At 59.7% G+C, this 24,588-nt stretch carries 20 protein-coding genes and 7 pseudogenes; 15 read left to right on the top strand and 12 right to left on the bottom strand.

The genetic code is table 11. The features are described 5' to 3' along the window. Nucleotides 1-96 precede the first annotated feature (96 nt). The 8 genes and pseudogenes from MTR72_RS34730 to MTR72_RS34695 all read left to right on the top strand — a co-directional run. Nucleotides 97-307 (top strand): annotated as a pseudogene (locus MTR72_RS34730) (ATP-binding protein); the annotation flags it as partial. Nucleotides 308-1,119: 812 nt separating this feature from the next. Next, nucleotides 1,120-1,275, top strand: a complete 156-nt coding sequence (locus MTR72_RS34725) for a hypothetical protein (protein ID WP_280966492.1) — start codon at nt 1,120-1,122, stop codon at nt 1,273-1,275. Beyond that, the gene (locus MTR72_RS34720; protein WP_341511983.1) at nt 1,256-1,645 is read left to right on the top strand and encodes a recombinase family protein; all 390 of its coding nucleotides are present in this window, start codon (nt 1,256-1,258) and stop codon (nt 1,643-1,645) included. Before MTR72_RS34725 ends, MTR72_RS34720 begins: the two co-directional genes overlap by 20 nt. A 228-nt stretch (nt 1,646-1,873) precedes the next feature. Further along, nucleotides 1,874-2,248, top strand: a complete 375-nt coding sequence (locus MTR72_RS34715; protein WP_280966493.1) for an HNH endonuclease — start codon at nt 1,874-1,876, stop codon at nt 2,246-2,248. 872 nt (nt 2,249-3,120) lie between these two features. Next, nucleotides 3,121-3,480 carry a recombinase family protein gene (locus MTR72_RS34710; RefSeq protein WP_341511997.1) on the top strand — a complete coding sequence of 120 codons (360 nt, stop codon included), beginning with the start codon at nt 3,121-3,123 and terminating at the stop codon, nt 3,478-3,480. A gap of 305 nt (nt 3,481-3,785) precedes the next feature. Further along, nucleotides 3,786-4,028: a hypothetical protein gene (locus MTR72_RS34705; protein WP_280966494.1), complete on the top strand. Its 243-nt coding sequence runs from the start codon at nt 3,786-3,788 to the stop codon at nt 4,026-4,028. A 282-nt stretch (nt 4,029-4,310) separates the two neighbouring features. Continuing rightward, the gene (locus MTR72_RS34700) at nt 4,311-4,457 is read left to right on the top strand and encodes a hypothetical protein (protein WP_280966495.1); all 147 of its coding nucleotides are present in this window, start codon (nt 4,311-4,313) and stop codon (nt 4,455-4,457) included. A gap of 585 nt (nt 4,458-5,042) precedes the next feature. After that, on the top strand, nt 5,043-5,681 hold the full coding sequence (locus tag MTR72_RS34695; protein WP_280966496.1) for a recombinase family protein: 639 nt from the start codon (nt 5,043-5,045) through the stop codon (nt 5,679-5,681). Between the two features lie 106 nt (nt 5,682-5,787). On the opposite strand, the gene MTR72_RS34690 is transcribed toward MTR72_RS34695, so the two are convergent. The 4 genes from MTR72_RS34690 to MTR72_RS34675 all read right to left on the bottom strand — a co-directional run bounded on the left by MTR72_RS34690 (nt 5,788) and on the right by MTR72_RS34675 (nt 10,140). Then, on the bottom strand, nt 5,788-6,471 hold the full coding sequence (locus tag MTR72_RS34690) for a helix-turn-helix domain-containing protein (protein WP_280966497.1): 684 nt from the start codon (nt 6,469-6,471) through the stop codon (nt 5,788-5,790). Between the two features lie 245 nt (nt 6,472-6,716). After that, a complete protein-coding gene (locus tag MTR72_RS34685) occupies nt 6,717-7,151 on the bottom strand; it encodes a response regulator (protein ID WP_341511982.1) in 435 nt (144 codons plus the stop codon). Between the two features lie 290 nt (nt 7,152-7,441). Beyond that, on the bottom strand, nt 7,442-9,247 hold the full coding sequence (locus tag MTR72_RS34680) for an arylsulfatase (RefSeq protein ID WP_445819667.1): 1,806 nt from the start codon (nt 9,245-9,247) through the stop codon (nt 7,442-7,444). Beyond that, entirely contained in the window at nt 9,217-10,140 is a 924-nt protein-coding gene (locus MTR72_RS34675) for a formylglycine-generating enzyme family protein (protein WP_341511995.1), read from the bottom strand. Before MTR72_RS34675 ends, MTR72_RS34680 begins: the two co-directional genes overlap by 31 nt. A 545-nt stretch (nt 10,141-10,685) precedes the next feature. Between MTR72_RS34675 and MTR72_RS34670 the strand changes: the two genes are divergently transcribed. Beyond that, nucleotides 10,686-11,465 (top strand): MBL fold metallo-hydrolase, encoded by a 780-nt coding sequence (locus MTR72_RS34670; protein WP_280971114.1) that lies wholly within the window; start codon nt 10,686-10,688, stop codon nt 11,463-11,465. A 276-nt stretch (nt 11,466-11,741) separates the two neighbouring features. Here the strand turns inward: MTR72_RS34670 and MTR72_RS34665 are convergent, their stop codons facing one another. Both MTR72_RS34665 and MTR72_RS34660 read right to left on the bottom strand, forming a co-directional pair. Beyond that, nucleotides 11,742-12,884 carry an MBL fold metallo-hydrolase gene (locus MTR72_RS34665; RefSeq protein ID WP_341511981.1) on the bottom strand — a complete coding sequence of 381 codons (1,143 nt, stop codon included), beginning with the start codon at nt 12,882-12,884 and terminating at the stop codon, nt 11,742-11,744. Nucleotides 12,885-13,364: 480 nt separating this feature from the next. After that, nucleotides 13,365-14,600, bottom strand: a complete 1,236-nt coding sequence (locus MTR72_RS34660; RefSeq protein WP_280971115.1) for a YeeE/YedE family protein — start codon at nt 14,598-14,600, stop codon at nt 13,365-13,367. Between the two features lie 830 nt (nt 14,601-15,430). Between MTR72_RS34660 and MTR72_RS34655 the strand changes: the two are divergent. The 6 genes and pseudogenes from MTR72_RS34655 (at nt 15,431) to MTR72_RS34630 (ending at nt 21,258) form a co-directional block, all read left to right on the top strand. After that, nucleotides 15,431-15,833, top strand: a pseudogene (locus MTR72_RS34655) (hypothetical protein). 61 nt (nt 15,834-15,894) lie between these two features. After that, nucleotides 15,895-16,245 carry a hypothetical protein gene (locus tag MTR72_RS34650; RefSeq protein ID WP_280966501.1) on the top strand — a complete coding sequence of 117 codons (351 nt, stop codon included), beginning with the start codon at nt 15,895-15,897 and terminating at the stop codon, nt 16,243-16,245. A 64-nt stretch (nt 16,246-16,309) separates the two neighbouring features. Continuing rightward, a complete protein-coding gene (locus MTR72_RS34645) occupies nt 16,310-16,972 on the top strand; it encodes an SOS response-associated peptidase (RefSeq protein WP_280966502.1) in 663 nt (220 codons plus the stop codon). Nucleotides 16,973-19,270: 2,298 nt separating this feature from the next. Next, the gene (locus MTR72_RS34640) at nt 19,271-19,447 is read left to right on the top strand and encodes a hypothetical protein (RefSeq protein WP_280966504.1); all 177 of its coding nucleotides are present in this window, start codon (nt 19,271-19,273) and stop codon (nt 19,445-19,447) included. A gap of 39 nt (nt 19,448-19,486) precedes the next feature. Beyond that, a pseudogene (locus tag MTR72_RS34635) lies at nt 19,487-19,732 on the top strand (DNA ligase); the annotation flags it as partial. 1,355 nt (nt 19,733-21,087) lie between these two features. Next, nucleotides 21,088-21,258, top strand: coding sequence for a hypothetical protein (locus tag MTR72_RS34630; protein WP_280966505.1), 171 nt, complete (start codon nt 21,088-21,090; stop codon nt 21,256-21,258). Nucleotides 21,259-21,329: 71 nt separating this feature from the next. On the opposite strand, the gene MTR72_RS34625 is transcribed toward MTR72_RS34630, so the two are convergent. The 6 genes and pseudogenes from MTR72_RS34625 to MTR72_RS34600 all read right to left on the bottom strand — a co-directional run. Further along, a complete protein-coding gene (locus tag MTR72_RS34625) occupies nt 21,330-21,491 on the bottom strand; it encodes a DUF2934 domain-containing protein (protein ID WP_271581586.1) in 162 nt (53 codons plus the stop codon). Between the two features lie 397 nt (nt 21,492-21,888). After that, nucleotides 21,889-22,332 carry a hypothetical protein gene (locus tag MTR72_RS34620; RefSeq protein ID WP_280966506.1) on the bottom strand — a complete coding sequence of 148 codons (444 nt, stop codon included), beginning with the start codon at nt 22,330-22,332 and terminating at the stop codon, nt 21,889-21,891. A 481-nt stretch (nt 22,333-22,813) separates the two neighbouring features. Next, nucleotides 22,814-23,599, bottom strand: a pseudogene (locus MTR72_RS34615) (SDR family oxidoreductase). A gap of 87 nt (nt 23,600-23,686) precedes the next feature. After that, nucleotides 23,687-24,067: pseudogene (locus MTR72_RS34610) on the bottom strand (hypothetical protein); the annotation flags it as partial. A gap of 13 nt (nt 24,068-24,080) precedes the next feature. Next, nucleotides 24,081-24,301: pseudogene (locus MTR72_RS34605) on the bottom strand (hypothetical protein). 101 nt (nt 24,302-24,402) lie between these two features. Beyond that, a pseudogene (locus MTR72_RS34600) lies at nt 24,403-24,588 on the bottom strand (ROK family protein); the annotation flags it as partial.

Genomic DNA, 24,588 nt, shown 5'->3' with positions numbered 1-24,588 from the left:
ATTTCCTCGCGCTCGTTGGGCCCGGGATCACTCTCAAGTTGCGCCACGAGCCGTTTCTTCCACGCCAGCAACTTCGCGATGGTCGAATTGGGCGCCGTGTTCGCCGATCCCGTGGTCGCCACCGCGATCCTCGACCGGCTCTTGCACCACAGCCACGTGCTGACGATCCGCGGCGACAGTTACCGGCTCCGCGCCAAGCGCAAGAGCGGCCTCATCCGGCCGCCGCCCGCCGGTGACGGCCCTCCGGTCGGCTCCGCCTCCCTCCGGCCCGTCACCGGCGGAAACAACCTTTCAACCGAGATCATAACCCAGATGGTGGGGGCAGTTCTTCATGACGCAAAGGGGGCAGTTCCGGATGGCGTTTGACACGCGGAGGCCACACCGCCGCCGCCCCGTCCAGGGGACGGGATGACGGCGGCGGCGGGCGCGGCCTCGCCATGATGGCCGCGCGCTCAGGTCAACTCCGTCGAGACGGGAGGTTTCCGAGGACGCGCGCGCCCATCCGCCCGTCAGATTTTTTCGATGGTCGCCTCAGCGGACTAGCACTGCGACGGCGACCATAAGTCCAAGCACAAGAATGGTGCCAGCCACGACGGCAACTAAATCGATCGTCGGGTTATGGAGGTGAAGGCGCATTGTCGCCTCCTACATATTGCCCCGACTCTCAGGCCCCGCCGCCTGGGGGTAGAGAGGGAGATCCGCGCGGCGACGGGACCCTGCGCGGCCAGGGGATGAGACCGCGCATTATCAACCGTCGCGACGGGCGGTCCGTTCCACCGCTGGCCGCAGGGGACCATCGATAGCAGACGGCCCTCGTTGCGATTTGTGAAGTAATTCACAAACGGCGAGAAAAGCCCGCCAGCCCGGCGTGTTCCAGGCCTGTGGCATGCCCCTTGCTAAATCGAAGCCAACTGGGATTTCAGCGCTCAGTTTGAGAATGAAACGCTGCCGGGACATGTATTTTGAGCCCGGCAGCGTCCTGTTTCGAGACTAGTGGGACAGCTCCTCAACTCCCGTCCCTTTTTTCCCGCAATGGGTTTTCACCGGTCGTTGTTTCGATTCGGCGTCTGTTATCCAGCGCCTAACGGAAAAGCCGCACGATGGAGAGTGGAGATACCGATGGACGACGCCGTGTTTGAAGCCATTAAGAGCAAGCTGGATGCCGAAATCGACGGCTTTCCGGAGACGCCCATAGTCGGAATCAAGCTGGGCTGGGATCGCGGCGCTCGACTATGCGCGCGAGGGCGACACCCTCGTGGTCACGAAGCTGGATAGGCTCGCAAGAAGCGCGCGGCACCTCTCAGAGCTGGTGGATGCACCGGAAACCAAGCGCGTCGGCCTCCGCATCTTGAACTTTGGCGGCGACGCCGTGGATACCCGAAGTGCCACGGGAAGGCTGATGCTGAACATGTTCGCTGCCATGGCACAGTTCGAGCGCGAGATCATGCTTGAACGACAGCGCGAGGGCATCGCCAAGGCAAAGGCGGACGGCAAGTACAAGGGGCGGAAGCCCACGGCGCGAGCGAAGGCAGAAGATGCTGTGCGCCTCTTTCGAGATGGCAAGAAGGTCGTGCACGTAGCCAAGGAAGTAGGCATTGGGCGAGGCAGTGTCTACCGCGCCCTTGAAGCTGAGGGTCTCGCATGACCAACTGCGCCGGGGCTGGCGCCGGCGCGTGTTTCGACCAGGATTCCGCTACATAGGGCCACGGTTTTTCGGGCGAGACATTGCCAAGTTTCGATCAGCGGTCCTGCGCGTTCGCAGATCACGTTTGGTCTGCCCGATCAGGCCGCGCTTAAGCCGCCGGAGAACGCGGTTGAGCGCCGTTATGCCCTTCGTGCCGTCAAGCAACGGCTTCACCAAGCATCATTCCGCATGGCCGTCATCACTGCCTACAACGGTCGTTGCGCATTGTCTGGACTGCCCGAACCTCTTCTTCTCGATACCGCACACATCGTAGCCGACAAGGACGAGCGCTACGGGCAACCCGTCGTTTCCAATGGCATCCCGCTGTCCAAAACCCATCACGCGGCGTTCGACGCGCATTTGATCGGCATCGATCCGGATTATCGCCTACACGTATCTGATCGCCTGCTGGCGCAGAACGATGGCCATCGAAGCCCTGAAGCGGCTCCACAATTCACTTGCCAAGTCGCGCCAAAGACCTCCCCGAAAGTCGGTAGTCTGGAGGCCCGCATGAGACCTAGGGGCGTCTCCTCGCCCGCAGTCTCAATGACCAAGCTGCCGTAGGGCGACCTCGGAGATTGCGTTCGGATCGGTAACGTCAGTCGTCCCGATCTGAATGATCTTCCGCGCGACCATGTCGCAAATCGGATCGTTCCGATCCACCAAGCTGAGCTTGCGCAGGGTGCGTTCAAAGGCCTTTAAGAGGATTTGCTGCTGCTCAGCGGTACCGGCCCCGGCAGTAGGGTCCCAGAAATCCTACTTCCTCTTTTTGGGAACCGGGAACAGGGCATCGAGGCCAACTCGCCGCATCAGTCATCCCAGATGCGTTCGCCGCACTGGCACTGATACAGCCTCACGCTCCGTCCTGTTCTTGGGTCGAGCAACTGGTGAGCAAGGCGCGGGAACGCTGCGCATACCGGACAGCGGGGCCGCGTGTCCTGCGTCTGTTGTTGCTGGGGCAACTCGTCTTCCTTCTCGGTCACTTGCCCTCCCCATGCAGGGCAATAAGGCGCAGCAACTCCGACAGAGCGCACTTGTTCCTACGAGAAGAGAGTGGGTTGCCAGCGGTGATGCAATGACTGGCGCCCCCTGCCGACCACTACCAATGGCTCTGGATCATCTCCAGAGGCCGTAACCGGCGTTGAATGAGAGGTATCGCAGTGCGTCCATTCGGAGCAAGACGGGCCTAATATGGGGTCGCAGTCAGGCAGGTTGGACGCTTCTCCGTGGGTGCCCAATTCCCCCTTGGGGCGCATCGCGCTTCGCGATTGATCAAGTTGTGTATCGACCGATCCGGATGCAGGTCCGGCGATACGACATGGAGCTTGAGCGCTTGAAGGCTGCGGGCTGTGACATCGTTAGGCAGAAGAAGGCGTCTGGCCGGAGCCGAGGGCCGAACGACCATCCTCGACTTCATCAGGCCCGGTGACACGTTGGTGGTCGTGAAGCTCGACCGGCTTGGCCGATCCACTCGCGATGCCCTGAACCTCGTCCACGAATTGGATCAGAAGGGAGTATCGCTCCGCATTCTTGAGCCCGAGGTCAGCACAGCGGGGCCGCTTAGGCGCATGGTGGTTACTGTGCTGGGCATGGTCGCTGAGATGGAGTTGGGCTTCATCAAAGAGCGGCAGGCGGCTGGCAAGGCCAAGGCCAACGGTGTTTATAAGGGCAGGCCGATCAGCGTCGATCACCTCCAGATCAAGACGCTACGCTCGCAGGGTCTCGGCGCGACCGCTATCGCCAAACGGTTGGGATGCTCGCGAGGCGCGATCTACAAGGCGCTCACCGCCAGTTAGTAGCGAACGAAATGCCCACGTTTGCGGGCAACGGCTTGAGCGACCTCATAGACCCCTATGCAAACCGCCGACTACAAGCGAGGGCCAATGCTTGAGCGTCTCTAGCGCGAACGTGAGCTTGACGCGCATCACGGGTCCCGATTGGTCTCGAACTTCTATCGCCATGTTGTGGAAAGCAGCGTCAGCGGGCGCAGAACCTGCATCCCGAGCCATATCAGCGAGTGCCTTGCTTGCTTCGACCTGGACAAGCGCAATTGCCGAGCAGCTATTGAGCCGGGTAAACTTGCCTTGTAGGGACAGGACACATGCCAACGTCGGCTCGCGAGTATATTGATTTCTGGATTGAGAACAGCGTTCACGCTGCGGAGCAGTATGGGACACCGGGCGCTTCGCAGGACGTAGGCGTATTGGTCGAACGCCTCGTCGAAGGTGCGAAGGGTCAAGGCATTACGCAGGACGCTATGGAGGAAGAAGTGGGCGACCTAACGGAGTTCATCAGAACCAAGCTGGCGACCGCAAACCAGATTGAACGTGATCGCCGCAAATGAGCTTCGATATCCCTCGAAAATTGCTCCAAACGGAGCCGCTGCCGGATGGCAGGCAAGGCAGTGATTCTGCGGAGGCGCAAAGCACGACGACCACATGCGTTCACCCAGCGAATAAGCTTGGTTACGGCTTGAGAGTGAATGGCTGAAATTGGCAGAGGAAGCGACATCGCGATCCCCATGAGGCTGTTCCCCTTTTCCAGCCTTTCGTTGAGCGTCACCATTGGCAGCGCGAGTTCCCCGTGGCGGGGGCGAGCCACACCTTGGCCAGCCGTAGATTTGTGAATGGCCGATGAACAAAACATGGCGGGCGGTGTTCTTCGATTCATGGATGACCGCAACATAGCGAAACGAATGGAGCAGGCCCTTGTGACAATTGCGCTTAGCATGGCGACAGTCGTTGTCTGCATGGGCCTGCTGGTGTTGTGGTAAAGGGCCAACGAACCGCCAGACACTGGCAGAGCAGTAGTGGCCTATATCCAATGTGCTTGGAACCAGTTCTCTCCTCGGAACTTGCTCCAATCCACCGGACGCCTTGCCGCTGATTGTCGTCCGGTGCAGAATGGCGGCCCTGACCTTGCCCCCGTGGTCGGGGCCGTTTCGGCGCGGATATTGAACGCCGGGAGACGGCGCAGACGCTGCAACCTACTTTTTCTGCCTTTCAAACTTTTCGATTGTCTCAGCGAGACGGGCCAGTTGGTCGTAATGCTTTGCGACTTTGCGGAGCGTGTCTCTGGTCTGATTGTTCACGCAATTCTCCGCTTTGGAGCGGAACTGCTCGGCTCGTTTCCGCCAGTATTGCGGCGGGTACATACGCTCAATTCCCCATTGCCGCCCTCACTGTGCCGAGTTCCCTTTGCGCCTAACATTAGGTCAGCAATACGGCTGCCAGTGATTCGGTTCCTTTTGGGTGTCCTCTAATCGGACCACACCATAGGTGGTCTGATAAATCAGATTGACAATTCAAAACAGACCAATCGCAATCAGACCATTCAAATCGGACTGATGGGGTTCAAGATGTTCGTTAGAGCCTACCTTCGCGCTTCCACGGATGAGCAGGACGCCAGCCGCGCCAAAGACCAACTCAAGGCGTTTGCGGCGGAGCGCGGTCTGTCGATTGCCTGCTGGTATGTCGAGAATGAAAGCGGTGCTTCTCTCTCCCGCCCCGAATTGTTTCGGCTGCTGGCCGATGCCTCACCTGGAGACGTTCTCTTGGTGGAACAGGTTGACCGGCTGTCGCGCCTCACCGCTGCCGACTGGGAACGGCTCAAGGCTGAAATGACTGCTCGGAAGGTGCGTGTCGTTGCCTTGGACTTGCCCACGTCATGGATGATGACCACGGGCAACGGCGATGAGTTCACCGGGCGGCTGTTCGATGCGATCAACAACATGCTCCTCGACATGCTGGCTGCTGTCGCTCGCAAGGACTATGAGGACCGCCGACGCCGTCAAGCCCAAGGACAGGCAAAGGCCAAGGCGGAAGGCAAGTACAAAGGACGCCCTGAGGATACGGAGCGCAATGCACGTATCGCTCACTTGCTGGCGTCCGGGCAGTCATGGAATGAGGTAATGGAGATGGTGGGGTGCAGCCGCACCAGCGTGGCAAGGGCAGCTAAGAGGCTGGCCGATACGAACGCAGCGGGACGGCTGCCATGATGCCCCTCCCATACGGCGATATTGACGGGAATGGCTATCGCCGACGCGGTTCAGGACTTCTGGAGGAGCTACGTCGCTCGCCTGACTCGCGCAGACCTCAACCGAGCTAACTTTGCAGGTCAAAGGCAAGCAGTTGCTTCCGGTCGAGCAGCCGGACCTCCCGTTGCGTGTTGCCAACGAAGTCGAGCGCTCCAGCCCGACGCAATCGCGCCAATGCGCGAGATACCGTTTCGAGCGTCAGACCGAGGTAGTCGGCAATGTCTCGCCGTGACATGGGGAGTGTCATGTTGCCAGCGCCGGCAAGCCGATCATCCATTTCGAGCAGAAACGCAGCAACCCTCTCGATTGCATCTTTTCGGCCCAGAAGAAGCATGTGATTTTCAGCGTGCTGGAGGCTTTTCGTGGTCATGCTGAGCAGGTTGCGGGTCACGACTGCATCGTTCTCGGCCACGGTTTCGAGGCTTTGGCGCTTGATCAGCCGAACCGTGGTTTCGACGACCGCTTCCGCCGTGAAGCGGTGCGTGCTGCCATTTTCCAGACCAAAAAAGTCGCCGACGAGGTGAAAGGCACCAATCTGACGGCGGCCATCCGCCAGAATTTTGTAAGTTTGCACGGCACCTTTCTTGACCTGATAAACGTATTCGGCAGGTTGTTTCTCTCCGTAAATCTCATTGTGTTCCTTGTACGTAAATTCGATTAGGCTGACGAGCGGATTGGTATCGCTGGTCATGCCGATGTCCTGGAGTGAATTAGGCTGGGACGCCTGCCCCTTCGTGATGCGCAGAAACATGAGCCAACCCTTCAACAATTGAACGGTCGAACAATCGTGCGCGGAGTGACAAATTCAGTTTCTACACGGACAGGATGTAAAGAGGCACCGTAAGCACCAGCTGTCCGTAAGGACATTGTACTGAGGGACAATGCGGGCAACAGGCTTTGGCCATGCAGCTTCGCTTCTCAATACGAGCGACGGCCTGCCGGCTCAGCCGCGCGGCTGCTCGCCGAGCGGACACCGCCGCTCACATACCGACTGGATCAATTCACCGGGCATTCAAGGAATTGTCGGCTTGTTGAGCAGTGTTGAGACAGCGGTGACGGCTTGCGTTGGGGCGAATGGCTTCTTGAGCAGAACGCTTTCTGGCACCCTTGTGATCTCCATTCGTGGGCAGCAGCGCCCATCATGCAAACGACGGCAAGCGCGGGAAGCATCTGCCTCGCTCGCTTCGCAAGCTCCCAACCAGTCATGCGGCCGTGCAAATCGATGTCGGTAACGAGCGCTTTGTAGTCGCCACCTCCGTCGAGCAGCGTCAGCCCTTCCTCGGCGCTTGAGACAACCGCTGTTGCAAAGCCACCCTCCTTGAGAGCGTCCTCGATCGTTTCCTGTATTAGGCTTTCGTCTTCCGCGACCAGCACGGTTGGCAATTCCACGACTTCACCAAACCCATTCGACTTGCCAGCCGCGCCAGCCATGGCCGATCGCCAGCCGCGCGGGAACCGGCTCGCCTCGTTCGCTTATCTGTTGATGCGCTTTAAACGTTTCATCGCTGCTACGTGACAACGCACGTTGCGCTTTGTCGAGCTGGATCGGAGCGGGCCAAGCGACGTGGGGCAGTGCGCGCTTGATGTCTGTTATACCCCTGACAGCGGCGCGAGAGCGGACGTTGTGGGAGGTCCGAGTCGGGCCAATTCCGGACGTTGTTGAGAAAGTGCGCCGGCTCGCGAAGAGGTGCGGGCCGGCGCACTTGGGACCTCGGCGATTGTTACTGGGTACGACCCTGGTTGAGGATCCTGTTCAAGGCGCCGCGAACCTGTTCGGGGTCCAAGCCCTCCTTCAGCATCTTCCTCGTCTTGAGGTCGTCCATCATACCCTCCATGACGTTCGCCGGGTTGAAGCTCGGCGGGAACGAGCGAGGCGGGAAGTCCTTAAACGTCGTCACGAACTGGAAGACTTCGTCCATCATCCCGTAAGCACCGCCGACGTGATTAAGCTGCCAATCCCAGAAGGTGTTGGACGTGATGTCCGCACGCTCAAACGGGTCCTGCATCAGGTTGAAGATTTTTTGCAATCGGAGCGTTGTGAAGGGCTCGGCCCACAGACCCATTGTGCCTTGCATGCGCTGCTCGGAGAAAACGTACTTTAGATCGTCCAGCCGCATGGCCACAAGCAAGCCGTCGTCGTCGGAGTAGAAGAACTTGTTGCGGGCGCTTTTCGTCCCGTTATTGTTCGCCGCGCTGCCGCTCACGTTCCGTAAGAATGCGGATTGATCGTAGCCGTCGAGGTGGACCTTGTAGTTCACGCCATTGGCCGTGTAGCCCGCCTTGAGCTTGTTGACGATGTCCGGCTCGCCGGCGATTGAACACAGCGTGGGAATCCAGTCGTTGTGACTCATCAGCTCGTTTGTGACGGTGCCGGGCCGGATTACGCCCGGCCATCGCACTAGACACGGCACGCGGAAGGCGCCCTCCCAGTTGGTGTTCTTCTCGCTGCGGAACCAGGTCATGGCACCGTCCGGCCAGGTGTTCATGTGCGGCCCGTTGTCGCTCGAGTAGACGACGATGGTGTTGCCTGCGACGCCCATGTCATCGAGCGCCTTGAGCAAGCTGCCCACCGTATCGTCATGCTCCTGCATGCCGTCGATGTATTCGCTGTCGCCGTGCTTGTAACGGCCGCGATGTTCGGCGCGCACGTGCGTGCGCAGATGCATGCGAGTGGAGTTGAACCAGACGAAGAACGGCTTGCCCGCCGTCTGCTGCCGCTTCATGAAATCGATGGCCGCGGCCGAGGTCTCGTCGTCGATTGTCTCCATTCGCTTCTTGGTGAGTGCGCCGGTGTCCTCGATGGTCTGCTTGCCGATCTTGCCGAAACGCGGATCGACCGTTGGGTCGTCTACCTCAGTCGCCTTGCACCTTAACACACCGCGCGGGCCGAACTTGGCGCGATAGGCGGGGTCTTTCGGGTAGTCGGGCAGTTCCGGCTCTTCCTCGGCGTTGAGGTGGTAGAGGTTGCCAAAGAACTCATCGAAGCCGTTCACGGTCGGCAGCGACGGGTTGCGATCACCGACGTGGTTCTTGCCGAACTGACCCGTGGCATAGCCGAGGTTCTTGAGCAGACCGCCAATGGAGGGATCCAGTTGACTCATGCCCATCGGTGCGCCGGGGAAGCCTACCTTGCTGAGTCCGGTTCGAATGATGTGCTGGCCGGTAAGGAACGCCGAGCGCCCCGCCGTGCATGACTGCTCGCCGTAGTAGTGCTGGAACTTGATGCCCTCGCGAGCGATGCGGTCGATATTTGGAGTCTCGTAGCCCATCAGGCCATTGGAGTATGCGCTGATGTTGGCGATGCCGATGTCGTCGCCCCAGATCACAAGGATGTTTGGCTTGCGCCCAGAAGGTGCGGGTTGCTGCGCTTGCGCCTGCGCCATCCTGACCGGCGAACTTGCGGCGAGGGCGGATGCCGCCGCCAATGTGGTGCTGCCGAGCAAAATGCTGCGCCGATTGAGGGTGGTCGGCTCGCCTCGGTCCTTTTTCTTTATCGTCATGTTTCTCTTCCTTTTCTCACGACACATCGGAAGCCGACGTGGCTCGTTGACGTATCAACCGGCTCGGCATGGCGTGCAGCCGGGCGGTAGCGGCGGCAATAATTCGGCGCGCACAAGTGCGAGCCGCCTTTGAGCACCTTGCGCGGGATCCTGATTTTCGGTTGGTGAGGGTCGTAGCTCGCCGTCTCTGGCCCGCCGCGCGGATTTTCCGGGATGCAGCACGCCTTCGAAGCGTCGGCTTCGTGCCCGGTCGACCACCAATCGGTGGTCCATTCCCAGACATTGCCGATCATGTCGTGGACGCCATAGCCATTGGGCGGAAATGCCGTCACTGGCGAGGTGCGCTCATAGCCATCGAGGGCAAGATTTTCGTGCGGGAACATGCCTTGCCAGGTGTTCGCCAACGCCCATCCGCCCGGGGCAAGCTCGTCGCCCCACGCGAACTCGGCCTGCTCCAGTCCGCCGCGGGCAGCAAATTCCCATTCCGCTTCCGTTGGCAATTCCTTGCCGGCCCACGTCGCGTAGGCCTGCGCGTCGCGATAGGCGACGTGGACGACCGGATGATCGTCAAGCCCGCTGATAGAGCTGCGCGGACCGTACGGACGACGCCAATTGGCGCCGAATTTGAAACTCCACCACTGGGCCCAGTCGCGCGTGTCTACCGCATGCTTGGGTGGCGTGAACACCAGTGAGCCGGCCTTGAGCATATGGGACAGCGCGCCCGGGTAATCGTTCGGGTCGGGCGCAATCTCGGCGAAGGTGACGTAAGCGGTGGCATTGACGAACTTGCGGAACTCGCGATTGGTCACTGGCGTGCGATCAATCCAGAAGCCGTCGACGCTGACGCGGTGAACAGGCGCTTCTTCTGGATAATGCTGATCCGAGCCCATGCGGAATGTGCCGCCGGCAATCCAGATCATGTTCGAAAGGACCGGCTCCAGGCCCGCTGCCCCGGGTCGCGTCGTCGCTATCTTACCCCTATTCATCGAACCGTCACCAAGACCGAGCGACGAGTGGTCATCATCACGCATTCCTCAATCATTGCGCAGCGCATGCAGCCGCTCGCCGAGGGTGTGACCCGCGGCGAGGCTTTCATTCCGAAGCTTACCTAGAGTTGCGGGCGCGCGTCTATGCCAATCCGGCAGGTTGCGTGAGGGCAGGAGGTCCGAGCACTCCTGGCAATCCTAAAGTCTGGCCTCTGATGGGTGTCGCTGTCGACTTCCGGGGTGGGTCATTCTCGACTGAGCCAGCCAGTCCTGCCCGCCATCCAATGTCCGTTTTGACCTGAAAGCGACCTAGTTGTGCACGCACGAGAAATGACTGCTGTGCCAAGAGCGGGCGTCAAACAATTGCCCCGAAACAAGCGCAAGCCGCCCTGAAGGATGCAAAGGGCACTAAGCTGGTGCTACTCGGCACCGCCGCTGGTCCAGTGCCGGGCCGCTCGCGAGAAATGACTTCACACGTGATGCTGAGCAACGGCACGGCCTATGTGCTCGATTGCGGGATGGGTGTTACCAACCAGTTTGCCCGTACTGGGATTCCCTTTCACGCGCTGAAATCGATCTTCATCACGCACCATCACCCCGATCATAACATTGAATACGGTCCGCTGCTGATCGTCGGCTGGATACAGGGATTGCCGCTCGACGTGCGCGCTTTTGGTCCCTCACCACTGAAGCAAATGACCGAGGATTTCATGCGCGCCTATAAGCAAACCGTCGATTTTTGGGCTGAGGATTTTCGGATAAAGCCGCTGACGTCAGTCAACGTCCAGGAGGTCTCCGCCGCTGGTCCGGTAACCCAGGATGACAACGTCAAGGTGTCGGCCATCCTTGTGGAGCACCCGCCAGTGAAGCCAGCGCTGGGCTATCGCTTCGACTTCACGGACCGCTCGATTGCATTTTCCGGCGATACAGCACCACTCGAAGCCGTGGCGAAAATGGCGAAAGGCGCCGACGTACTGGTTCACGAAACTATGTACGTGCCAGCCGTCGAGACAGCCATAAGGGCACGGATTGCTCAGGGTTGGCCGGTGACGTTCGACGCATTCATGGCGCATATGAAGGCGGACCACACACCCTCTGAAGATGTCGGCCGCATTGCCCAGGACGCAGGTGTCAAAACACTCGTGCTATCGCACCTTACGCCGGCCAGCGACAGCATCGACGATGAGACCTGGCGTGCCCCAGTGGCGAAGTACTTCAAGGGCGAGATCATTGTCGGCAAGGACCTGATAGTGGTGTAACGCGGTGAAGGCAGCATGTCGCCTTCAGGTCAAAATGCGAAGAACTCAGCGTGAGCAAATCTAGTCGGCTATGCCCCACCAAGCTGACTTCAAGTAGGGGCATCGCCACTTCGCTGACAGGCCAAATCCGGACATTATTAGCACGACGGTTAGCGCCGTCGGCGCCGCACTACTCGTTCGGCATGGCTATGCGATTTAGACCCTCTAGCGTCTGCTACAGCCAGCAATTGCACCCCGTTCGCGGCCGTGAGCGCGAGTTTGCGTGTGTCCTTCTTGCTAAGCAGCGAAGATGAAGCGCGTGCCTGTGTAGGAGCGCAGGAGCTTGTTCGGCATCTCGGTCTTCGCCATCTCGTAGAACGGCTCACCAGTGCAGTGCAGTGGAATGACGTAGTCGATGTCGATACCCTTCAGCGTTGTGATCGTGTCGCGCACATAGTCCTCCTTGTAGGGCGCGAGGTGGAAGCCGCCGATCACCGCATGAATCTTGTTGATGCCCGAAGCTGCTTGGGCTTGTTTGATCGCGTTGATTACCCCGCGATGGCTGCAAGAGGTCAATACGATTAACCCGCGGCCTCTTAGATTGAACGCCGTGGCGATCTCGTGCCGGAACTGGTCCGGGATGACATCCTTCGTCCGTTCGTCCTCCGGAAGCTTGTCGGCATAGCATCCAATGCCGTGGTCCAAGCCGATCTTCATGGCACTAGGGGACAGCAGCTTCTCAAAACTCGTCTGGCCGATGTGTCCTGTGGTGAAGCCGTGATCGGCGACCAGTGCCGGTCCTTCCGCATAGGTCACCGCAACATTGGCGTCCTCCAGTTCTTTGCGATCCAAGGCTCCGAAGTCGCCGCGCACCGGCGGAGCCGTCCATTCGCGGGAGCAGAATGCCTCCTCGCCGCCGATGTAAATCGGTAGCTTGGCTTTGAGTTTGCCGTTGTTTTGTTTCAGGAAGCCGGCGAGACCGCCAAAATGATCGTAGTGACCGTGGCTCAAGACAAGGGCATCAAGCGCGGCTGGATCGATGCCTACGAGATTGGCGTTGTTGACCAGCGCGTCCGATGTGAAGCCGAAATCGACCAAGACACGTCGTGTTTCGGCGCCGCGCCGCGACTCGACGTGCATCGACAGGCCGAACTCACTGATCAACGTTTTACCCGGCGGCTTGCCACCGCCGATGCCCCAGCCGAAGTGTTCAATCTCAACATCGGAAACCTTCCGGCTCGGCGCGACAGCAAATTGGTAGCTGTCGACGACCACGCGCACTGCCACACGATCGATCTCCGGAACTTTGCCGGCGACCGATTCTGCGCGTACCGGCTTTCCGCTGCCGATCAGCGTCGCCACGACGACGCCGAATAAGGCAGCACCGCCGCCGCATACCACATCGCGTCGATGAATTGCGTTGCACTGACAAATTAACATGATCAATCCTCCCTTTACGTGACCTTTGCTGCCGCAAGGCATCACGCGGAAAAGCACTCCAGGGCGGAGGCGTTGGGGTGCCGAACACACCAGCGTCTGGCAGCCCGCACACCGAGGATTAGACGCATCCTATCCCGCGCGGGATAGCGTGGCGAGTCACATTGGCCCGGTCCGGGTCAGACTCGGAATAACTAGCAATGAGCACAACAAGTCTGCTTTACCCGGCAGGCGGACAACAGCGGTTAACTCAAGGAGGTCCGTCCCGGGCCGCGCCGCTGGACGAGTTCGGATTGGTTCGCGAGCGTCGCCTCCGAACTCCTCAGACCCGCGTCACGCGGATTTTTGCCTGATCAGCGAGCGCCGGTGCGGTGTCTTCAAGGCACGACTGGGCGCAGCAGACGCGCGGGTTGCCAAAACGCCGGTTAATTGCGCCGATACAGACGGTGATCGTCCGGCGCCTCAATGGATTGCTCTCGCTGCCTATCCACTTCGTTCAACAGCCAACCCGAACAGCGGACGCAATCGTGTCCCGAAAATGCTACCGACAAATGCTGCGGCTAACCACAGCCAGCCGTGTAGGCTTCCGGAGGCGATGCCGCTGAAGTAAGCGCCGATATTGCAGCCGTACGCGAGGCGCGCGCCATAGCCGAGCAGTAGACCACCGATAACAGCGGCCAGGAGTGAACGAGCCGGGATACGCCAAGTGGGCGCGAACTTGCCGGCGATGCCCGCCGCCGTGAGCGCGCCCAAGACAATCCCGAAGTCCATCACCGACGTCACATCGCGGAATATGCTCTGATGCAGCGCCGCCGATCGGGCTGGGTTCTGCCAATAACCCCACGAGGCGACGTCGGCTCCCGCCAGCTCGAATATTTTGGAGCCCCATAGCGCAAATGCGGAAGTGACTCCCCAAGGCCTTCCAGCGAGATAGAGAGTCGCGAAGTTGCCCAACGCCAGCGCAACAGCACCTGCGACGAGTGGCCATGGACCGTGTAGGGCGCGTCGCCAACCACGACGCTTTGGGACACCGCCGACCAGCAGCGTGCCGTGCCGGCGCTTTTCGATCACCATGGTAGCGGTCCAGATCCCGCCAAAAGCCGCCAGGCTGATCGCGAGCGCCGGTCCCCAGCCAAGCGTCTCGATGAGCGAAATGGAGCCGATGTTTGGCTGCTCCGACCACCAGGGCAAGTGCATCGCGCCGACGGCGGAGCCAATGATAAAGAAGAAAAGCGTGACGAACATCCGCGTGTTGCCGCCGCCCGCCGAGTAAAGCGTTCCGGATGCGCAACCGCCGCCGAGCTGCATTCCTATACCGAATAGGAAAGCCCCGACGAGCACCGATACCCCGAGAGCACCATATTCGCCATGGACACTCTGTCCGAAGAGCGATCCGTGCGCGAGCGCTGGAAAGAACAGCACGACTGCGACGGCGAGCATAAGCATCTGGGCGCGCAGTCCCGCGCCCCGTCCATCGGCGATGAAGACACGCCACGCCGAGGTAAATCCGAACAGCGCGTGATAGAGAACAAGTCCGAGGAACCCACCCAACACAAACAGTGCCCCCAGACGCCAAGAGTACGCCTCTGCAAGAGCAATAGCGCCCGACGCCAGAGCCGCCAGCCCGACCATCACCACGATCCTGTTGGCAGAATTCGGCTCTAACGTTTGTGAGTGATGGGGTGCAAGCAGCCTTGCGTCGACAGAAAGGTCGGTCATCAGAATTCCGAGATGGGATGAAAGGGTTGCGACTGGAAATGTAGAAATCGTCCTGCTGGCCGCAATCGGGCACGACGAGAAAAGCACCTTCTTCCCTCGAAGTGGCTGCGCACGAAACGTGCGTTCTTTGCCGGCCGCCAAATGTAAAATGGCGAGCGATGGATGGGCGTCTTGATAGGATAATACGAGACAAGCCCCTGAGATCAGTTCCGCTTCCTTCTGCTCGCGCAATGCCGGCTTTGCCGAGCTAAGCGATCAAACCATCAAGTCGGACCACTTCAAAATTGCCCTGCCTCAACAGGAAGGCCCCAGCCGGTCAGCCCCAGGGTGGCGCCTTGCTCTTTGTACTCGCGGAGGGGAACTGGGATACTTGCAGGCGCTGCCAAGCCTGCGGGTCGGCGGATGGATGGTTCTTCGGCGGTCGTTTCATGCCGCCGACGCTCGCTGTTGCCCCACGCGCTGGGCTTCTGTCCGAGCAAGGTCCTGCCACGCCAGAGCAACACGCAACCACTTCAAACGATCGACCGCGCTGGTCGCGGCTGCGGCTTGGCGCATCGCCTCCTCGGCTTCGGTTCGCGGGTCAACACCTTGGCGCATCCCCCATCCTGTAGCCAGTACAGCTTAATAGCCAAACAACGAAGCAGTCCGGGAAACTACGACTCGTCACCACCGACGCATAATTGACCAACACCATGTGGTCCGCCGCGCAAGCGGCCGGGTTTACCCAGCGTGATGCGCATCCGCAAAGAGCCTAGCTTGACGAAGCACTGGTTGCTCGGCTCCACCAAACTACAAGGTTTAGCGGCTTGTCTTGGACCTTGGCGCGACACATGTTTGAACTATGGGCACCAAGCGAGGGGATTTACTGCGCGTCCGTGCGCGCGTCAGCCGAGTGCGCGGCAGACGCGCGCAAACAGGTCGATCGGCTCGGCTGTGAAGCCTGGAACAAGCGTGTGCTGGCCTTCAAGAGACCAGCCCAGCCCTCGCCGACGCTCGGCGATGCACTCAATGCCGGTTACGGCCTCTGCTGCGACACCAATCAAACCGTCGCGCTCGACATCGTGCGCCGACCGAAAGCGACGCCAATCCATGAGCTGGAGCGCTATATGCGCTGAAAGGACTGCTCGCAGGTGCGCGGCTATCCGTACAAAGCGATCCCATCTCGTCGCCCTACGGCGAACCAAGAGTCCGGCGAGCGATCCGCCATCAACGTGGTGGCCGAGGGAGCGGTAGCCCATGCGGAACTATCGGACGTGCAACTCATTGAGCGGTTATTCATTTCGAGAACCGCCCTATGAACCACATAGCTGTTATCTTGATCTTACTCATTGGCGGCTCTTCGCTCGCCTTGGCCCAGACTGCGGGTGGATCGAGTAGCGGCTCGGCGGCGAGCGGAACTTCAGCGACCGGATCCACAGGTTATGAGGACGGCACCCTATCGACCGGGCACACCATAAGCGGCACTGCGGGCTCCTCCAGTCCGAACGGAGGCAACGCGCTCGGCCACGCAGCGACCGGCGGCGACGTGGATGCTTCCTCGGTTACCCAGGCTCCAACCTCGCATGACAACGCGGTGGATACGCCCGCCGCTGAACGCGCCATGAAGAACTTGGGCAATACCGATATTGGCATTCTCAAGAAGTAAGACCATTCTGCAAGTCGGGCTCGGTCTTGGCGTTTGCGGCTATTCTCGGTAGTCTCCGCGCCTAATGTGCAACCTCTATTCAGTTACGACGAACCAGGAGGCGATCCGCGCCCTCTTTCGCGTCATCAATCGCTATATCGGCAACCTGCCGCCGATGCCGGGAGTCTTCCCGGACTATCCCGCACCGGTGATCCGAAATGCCGGCGACGAGCGCGAGATGGTGCCGATGCGTTGGGGTATGCCACCGCCGCCAAAGACCAGCGGCCCGCCGGTTACCAACACCCGAAACACTTCCTCGCCTCATTGGCGGGGATGGCTGAAGCCGGAGAACCGTTGCCTGGTGCCCTTCAACAGCTTCGCCGAGTTCGCGCCCGAGCCGAACCCCGAGACGAAGAGGAAGGACGTGGTCTGGTTCGCGCTGAACAACCATCGGCCGCTCTGCGCCTTTGCCGGCATCTGGACCGAGTTCGAAGGCGACCGCGGCACCAAGTCCAAGCCGATCCCAGGGCCGCATCTGGTTTACGGCTTTCTGACGACGTCGCCGAACGCGGTAGTCGAACCTATCCATCCGAAAGCCATGCCGGTGATCCTGATGACCGACGAAGAGCGTGACGTCTGGATGCGTGCGCCATGGGACGAAGCGAAAGCCCTGCAGCGCCCGCTGCCGGACGATGCACTCAAGATCGTCGCACGAGGCGCCGACAAGGAAGATAAAGCTGCTGCCTGACGAGATCGGCAGCGTCCTATTTCGACTGAGACAGCCGAAAACGTCAATCGACGTGCCGTGCCCAGCGATTAATTGGCCGTCCGGAATTGACGCAGGTAATGCGTCCGGCCTGCACGCGTGGCACTTTCTGACGAGCAAGAGTGTGGAGGGTGATATGGCCCTGCACTTTACTCGCTTGGATACTCCGCGGGAGCTTGAAATCTGGATGGCGAGCAGCAGCGGGTTTTCGTTTGTGATTAGAAATGAAAGTCGCACTGGTCCCGGGCTCCACGGGCAGCCTGGCTTCATTGCCTCATGGCGGCCCATCCACCTGAACAAGCCGGCGATCAAAATTGCTGGATCTCCGTTCGATACCTTCGTCGAAGCTGAGAATGCGTGTGAGGCTTTCCTGAGACATCTGACTCAGTAAAAGGATGGCCGCGCTACCCCGCTGAGTGCGGCTCATGTTTCAGTGCACTAAGTCACGCGAGGCGATCTACGGCGCGTGCGAACGCTCAGGCGCCCGCGAGGCTACCGTCGGCCATGAAGTGTTGCTATACGGCCAGCGATGCCGCCCCCTGTTGGGACCCCCACACGGCCCAATCCAAATTGTTCTGGCGTCCCGTGGCAATGTCACTGGCTGCACCAATCAATCCGGCAGCGGTATAGAAGATCAGATAGATGTTCGTCGTGGCTTTTGCGCACCCACAAGACGCAGTGGTTCAGTGCGGCTCGGAGCTACCACAGATCGACAATTTGCGAGATGATCGTATTGCCGCTTTGATAGAGGATGCCTCGCTCTGTCCGACGTCATACGGCCGCCAACGCCAACGGCCGCCCGGTCAAGATCACCTTCGGCCAGATGCGCAGCATGGGCGTGCGCGGCATCCTCGTCTATTGCGCCGACTATCGATGCGGCCATAGCGTTGCCTTGAGCGCCAATCGATGGTCCGACGACGTGCGACTATCGGACCTTGAGTCGCGGTTCATCTGTCAGGCTTGCGGTAGACGAGGGCCGAAGTCCGGCCGGACTTCGATTGGAACACGCCGACAGTGCCAGCTATGGGTTACCGATGAAACTCACGACCGAACATCCCTTCGCTAACCCGGAAGCCGCGGCCCGCAAGTTGATCGAGCTGACTGCCGGTATCGAGCCGGCTCAAGACGCATCGACATCGAGAAAATCAATGCTCCTTGTCTCTACACGCTCAAGGCAAGTGGTGAGGAGTTCGGCGCCGGCATCAAGCATGCCGTCGAACGCGGCTGGCTCGAGCTGCATTAAAGCGGAACATACGTGCGACTGATCAAAGCCGAGAGAAACGGCCTCAGCATAACCCTATTGCCGGGGGTCATTGGAGGTCGCTTGGCGGTAATGGGCGCGCCAAGCGGGCCAATGTCCAGATCAAGGCACTACGACGGTCATGTTTACTTTTGCACAGACCAGCGTTTTCTCCCTGCCGTTTAAGGCCCCGGAGCTTCGAGCATATCGAAGAACCGAGAATGCAATGTGATAGGGTACTTAGAGCCGTCGAGTAAGACCCTGAACTGGCTGGCAGTCGCACCGCGCCCGACAATAATGCCTCGCTTACCGGATAGCCTGGGGCCGGCGGCGTCTACGACCACTATCCGACTTCCATTTATGAGTTCAGTCTTGGCGATCAACAGATCGGGCAACTTGGGCAAAACGCGACTGGTGCGGGTCATGACGGAAATTAGTTATCGGAAACAATGCTAAGACTTTGAACGCAGCGTTCTGTTCGGTTGAGCACACTTGTATTGATGCTGCTGCGCGGAGCAATTGATGATTTGGGGCTTCCAATGAAAAGGCCCCAGCCGGGGGAAGCTGGGGCCTCTTGTGACAGTCCGGCAAGGCACCCATTAAGCACTTGCAAGACCGAACGCCAACTCACCCGAAAGACCGTTCCTAAAGCGAAAGGTCACCGGTCTCAAGCGGGGAACCTCATTGCAACCACGTCTTAGAGGAGACCCAAGACTTGCGCTTGAACGCTGGGATCGAATGAACGTTCCTATTGTGGAGTTAGTCCCCAGCTCCTGGGCAACTGGAAGAAGCTGGGGCTGTGATATGTGTCGGCCTTTTGTGGAAGGTCGTCGGGAAAACCTGGCATCGCCACGTTTGTTCCTCCGGAATTCGGATCGCCAGCGCTGCGTTATGGGCGCGCCCCGCTTGGGGAGCTCATCTCGCGACAGACTAGTTATGGCTGATAACAATGCTAGTATTGACCTAAACGTGCAACTTGGCTCCCCGCCCATTTAGTCAATTAGGCTCCCCGCCCCTTTAGTAATGAGTTCGGGGGTCCAATGTCTGCTTTCCAAGCCAAGCTGGAGCGTTTTGAAAGCCTCGCAGCCGAATGCGAATTGATCGCCAATCGATCAGGTGGAAGTGAGCGGGAGCTATACCAGCGGCTGGCCAAGCGCTACCGGGATCTGGCGTTGGACATGCGGGCGTTAATCGCAACATTCGACGTGGCCGCGTAGGCTCTTTGCAATGGGCTACGCCGCTGTCGGCTCAAGCGCCGCTCCCTGCCTCTCTACATGCGTAAAACCAACCTGGAGCTGCTACTCGCACGCCGGCCGGACGGGATCACCGTGGCGCCATTTGAACGCGGCGAGATTGGTCCCGATCTATTCCGGGCCGCCTGCCGGATGGGCCTTGAGGGTCTGCTTTCCAAACATCGCGATCGGCCGTACCGTGGTGGTCGGCAGGAGCACTGGATCAAGGTGAAGGACCGGAGCCATCCCGCGATGGCGCGTGAGCTGTGACTTCTAAGGCAAAGCCAAAGGTGGCAGATAGGCATTTGCCAGATTTTTGCGAGCCCGAAACTCCGATCAAAGCTTGCGCTTCATCTTGACCTCGACACCCTTTGGCATCTCCGGCCCGTCATCCGGATTGCCCAGCTCCGATTGCAGACCGGGCACGGCTCACCAGGTGCGCCGCAGGGACAGGAGCGGGTTTGGCTCCCCCGGAAGAGCCGGTCCGGGTGTGCCTCGCAAACCCACCGACTGTTATCGCATCGGGCGCAGAATTTCATCACTTAGACCATTACGGGTAGCGGCAAGACGAGCTGCACCGCGAAGGGCCGCGTCGCATTGGCTTCGATGAACGCTTGCAGTGCCGGTGAAATGTCCAGCCGCTGCTCGCCGACGCGCTGCCCAAGCTCGTCTGCGATGTCGGAGGTCGTATCGCGCGACCAACCCTCGATCGGATTACGGATCGCGACGACTGCGGACGAATGCGTTCTCGTTCTGGTGAGCGGCGGTCCTGGCGAATTCAGAAATCCCCTCCATAGACTGTCGTTTATGCTTCGGAAGCTTCGCCCATTGACGAATGATCTTCCGGCGGGCTTCGCGTTGCTTTTCTCTTACGTCAGGCATCGGGACGCCCCTTGAACAGGATTTATTCCGGTCGATCTAGTATTGTTTGGGGTCACTAGAACTTCAACGTCCAATCAAGAACTCTTACCCCCCTCTGATCGTGCAGCGCTATGCACGCGAGCGAGCCTCATATTGGCTTTGCAGGCCCGCCGCCCTAGAATTGCGGCGATCGCAGGACGGGCGAAATGCAGTATGTTTGCGACGCGCCGAACCTTTTGACCCGGAATGGACATTAGGTCGCAGCCGCTACTTGGGAGGCTCGACGGTGGTCTTTGTCGATCCTTCCGGCGCCGGCTGCATCCGTGGGGGGCTTTGCCCTTGGGGACTTTCGGGAGGCGCACCACCTGAACCGGTGTCGATAGGCCCTGTCCAACCCTGCGGCTGCAACTGACCTTTGTCTTCGGGCGCCGAACGCCCGCTCGGCGCGCCAAGGTCGTCCGCCGGCTTGGCAGGTTGTGCAATCGCCAGTCCACTGGACAGCACAAGACATATCGATGCTCTTCGGACGCGCACTGACACCTCCGTTGACCCTTGAACGAAGAACTTCCCGCCGATCCTGCCGTTCCTGTTCAACGGAACCGAATTGCGGATTCCTTCGTTCAAGAACGACTTACAGGAGGAATTAAATGGCAAGAGCATCATGGAAGCGACCCGGCTCGCCGATCGGCAAGAAGGGCCCGCGCAGGGCAAATCCCTCATACAAGCATCGTACGCGTGACCCATGGTCGAGCGCAGATGTGAAAATGCTCAAGCAGCTCGCGAAAGGCAACACGCCGACCGGAGTCATGAGCGTCAAACTTCAACGTCCCGTCGCGGCTATCCGCAGCAAGGCGCAGCGCGAAGGGATTTCCCTGAAGCCCATCAACCGTGCACCCTACAATCGGCGCGCAACGAAGAGGCGTTCGCGTCGCTAAGACGCTCATTGGGTCTTGGGTCCAAACTACTTGCGGATGGCTTTCACAAACCCAGCAGATGCGCAGATTATCTAGAGGTTATCGGGGGTGCGCACCGGCGAAGATTTGTTTTGATTCCGCAACTCTTGTTGGGCCAATTCCCAAAATTCCTTGTCGCGGCCTTCAGGCCGCCCGGCCTTTTCCCAGAGCTGATGGGCGTAGGTTCGTATCTCATCCTCGTTCGGTTCAGCCATATGCTCTTGCCTTCTGGCCTCCCTGTTGGTGCAGGCCAAATGCCGGATGCACTTCATTGGTTCCAGTGGCTGCGGTCGGCTCTCAGATGGGATTGATGACTGGTACTACGTTTCGTACGCGAAGTAGGACGGAAAGACTCGAGATACATCGGTTGGGCGTTTCGCCGACGCCAAACCACAGCCCCCCATGGCGGACCCTTGCGACCCGCTCACGTTATCAACAGTGCACGTAGCGCTGCAGCAAACCTCGGCCATGTAGAGTCATGTCATAGGTCGTGTCGCTTCCTCTACAGCCTGGGTCGTGGTCGCCATTCCGCCGGCGTAGGCCGCTCCAGCGCCCAGAAGAAGAGCGCAGAAGCTTGCAAACATCGCATATGCGAAATGCTTCCGGGCTGCATCAATCTGAGCGGGCGTTGCAGCTCTCGTCGTCGCCGACGATTTCCCACTCCGTGGTATTCGACCAATACGCGACGCGCGTGCTGGCGGAATATGACGGGCCGACGAGGTTGCTGGCGATGCTGGTCGCCGAAGCCGGCAACATCGCCGCCGCACCGACCACCACGACGGTTGCGACCGCCCAGGCGGCCATCGCATGCCCGGCCCGACCGAGTCCTGTCTGATCCGGCGAATTGGCTGCCGCTACGGCGCCACCCAGAAATGCGGCGATGATCCCTGAGACCGCCCACCACACGAATGCGGCCCAGCCTGCACCGGCGGGGGCCGATGAAGCAGTGGGCATGTCGATCGCGAGCAAACCGATGCCGAACCCAGCATGGTCAGCAGGATCTGGACAACCAACGAAGTGAACATGCCGGCTAAAACGGCTGACCATGTCAGCCAAAAAACACATTGGGAACGGTGCGTGTAGCCATGGCGAACTCCTCCAGTAGCTTGTGTTCCGGTTCCAACGCGCGGTTAAATTCGTCCGTTCCTGTTGCGGGAAGTCCGGGTAGGCATAGGGACTTGGTTTTGCGAGAAACAACAACAGGAGGAACGGGCCATGACACTTGCCAGAGGCGCTTTATTGTGGCTGCTGGGTATTCCTCTTACGGTGATCCTGCTGCTTGCATGTTCTGGCGTTAGCCAGCAAATGATCGGAGACGATGCCGATGCCGGGTAGGATTTGGTAGCGAGTCGGTATAAACACCGGGAAGCTAGAGCGGATTTCCGTGAGGGGGTGCTGGTATCAATGACTGGGTTCGTTGCCCGCGACCGGCAAACCCGAGAAGAATAAACAAGCAAGACGAGAATCGCAGCCATCAGCAATGGTGTGCGCGGCGGGCGCTACGTCACACCAAACTTCCGTCTCGTCGCTCTCGCGATCAGATGAAAGGTTTCCCACCTGTTACAGCAAGCGTTGCACCCGACGTATAGCTCGACAGTGGATCGGCCAGCATAGGCGGTTGCGAGCTCAGCCGGCTGCCCGGCTCGTTTCATCGGCACCTGCTTGCCGAAGTTCTTTACCGTGTCCAATGGCATGGTTGACGGGATCAGCGGCGTCCAGATCGGGCCCGGTGCGACGGCGTTGACGCGTATGCCCTTTTCGGCAAGCATCTGGGCAAGACCGCCCGTGAAGTTCTGGATCGCACCCTTGGTAGTCGCATAGGCCAGTAGGATGGGGTTTGGCGTGTCGGCATTCACGGAAGCGGTGTTGATGATGGCGGATCCCGACTTCATATGCGCGACGGCCGCCTTGGCGAGATAGAACATCGCATGGATGTTGACCTCGAACGTGCTCTACCATTCGTCATCACTGATATCCGCGATATCCTTGAACGTGGCCTGATGGGCCGCATTGTTGACGAGGATATCGATCCCGCCGAGCTCATCGATGGCACGTTGAATGATGGCGCGGCAGTAATCTGGCTTTCGCAGGTCTCCGGGAAACAGGACAGCTTTGCGGCCTTCCTGCTCGACGAGAGCCTTCACCTCCTCGGCATCTTGATGTTCGTCGAGACAAGAAATGAGCACGTCGGCCCCTCGCGGGCATATGCAATTGCCACCGCTCGTCCGATGCCGCTGTCTCCTCCGGTAATGACGGCCTTTTTGCCTGCAAGACGGCCCGATCCCTTGTAGCTTTCCTCGCCATGGTCTGGACATGGCTTCATCGCCGACGTCGAGCCGGGCATCCGTTGCTGTTGGCTGGGATAAGGCGGGCGCGGATAATCGTACGATCGTCGGTTAAACGGCAGCCGCGGCGGAAACTCGTTGGCCACCGCGAGCACGGCATTCTCGTTGGTTTCCAGAGCAATCTTCTGCGCGAGCATCACGTCGCCGGATACCAGGCGCGCTGAAGGCGCAAAGCACCAACCCACCCTCGGCGTTCCGGCCCCGTCGAGCTCGTGGACGTTCGGAGCCGTCCCATCGTTGATGCGGTACCGCTTGGCAGTATCGCAACCGACCACATCGAAGTACCGATGTTCATCGAACTGCGCGAGTTGGGCCGGTGACAGCCACGCGCGCAGCAGGTGGCGGCCGCGGGCCTCTGGCGAGTTTTCTAAGATGATGCTGGCATAGAGCTCGCGGAGCGTTTGCAGCCGCGAACCCGCCCGACGTCGAGCTCCGAACAGAAGCATGGCAAGCGCTCACCTAGCCGCCGACGAGGCGCGGGTAGAATAGCGTCTCTTGGGCTGTCGGGTCGAATGCCCGCACTACGGCAACTTCGCCAGGCCCGTCCGCGTCGCCGCAGTGAATCTCTTGCCGGTCAAGTTCTTGAAGCGCTGCTCCGCCTTGGCCAATGCTTTCAGATCTGCCGCGTCAAATTCGCGCCGCGTGTCCCCGCTATGGTCCAAAACGACCTGCGTAGGCATAGACGCTCCTCCTATACTCCGCAATGATTGAAGCAAACAGGCGGCGAGGCGCGACGTACCTCCACTCTCCGATATTCTTGCTATGTCTGCCTACGTTAGGCTCAGCGTTCGCCCTTACCGTTGCGGTTGGTGAAGCGGGCGTTGCCGAGGCCCGTGCCGATTGTCAGCACGCCCCAACGTTTCACGTCCTTCATGAACGGGACCTCGGACAGGCCCTGCACCACGCCGTCGTTATGCATGACGATAGTCGTGTCGTGTTCCCCGATCTGAGGAATGGCTTCGACCAG

This window comes from Bradyrhizobium sp. ISRA442, from assembly GCF_038085055.1.
Lineage (GTDB): Bacteria > Pseudomonadota > Alphaproteobacteria > Rhizobiales > Xanthobacteraceae > Bradyrhizobium.
This window is presented reverse-complemented; position numbering and strand designations above follow the sequence as displayed.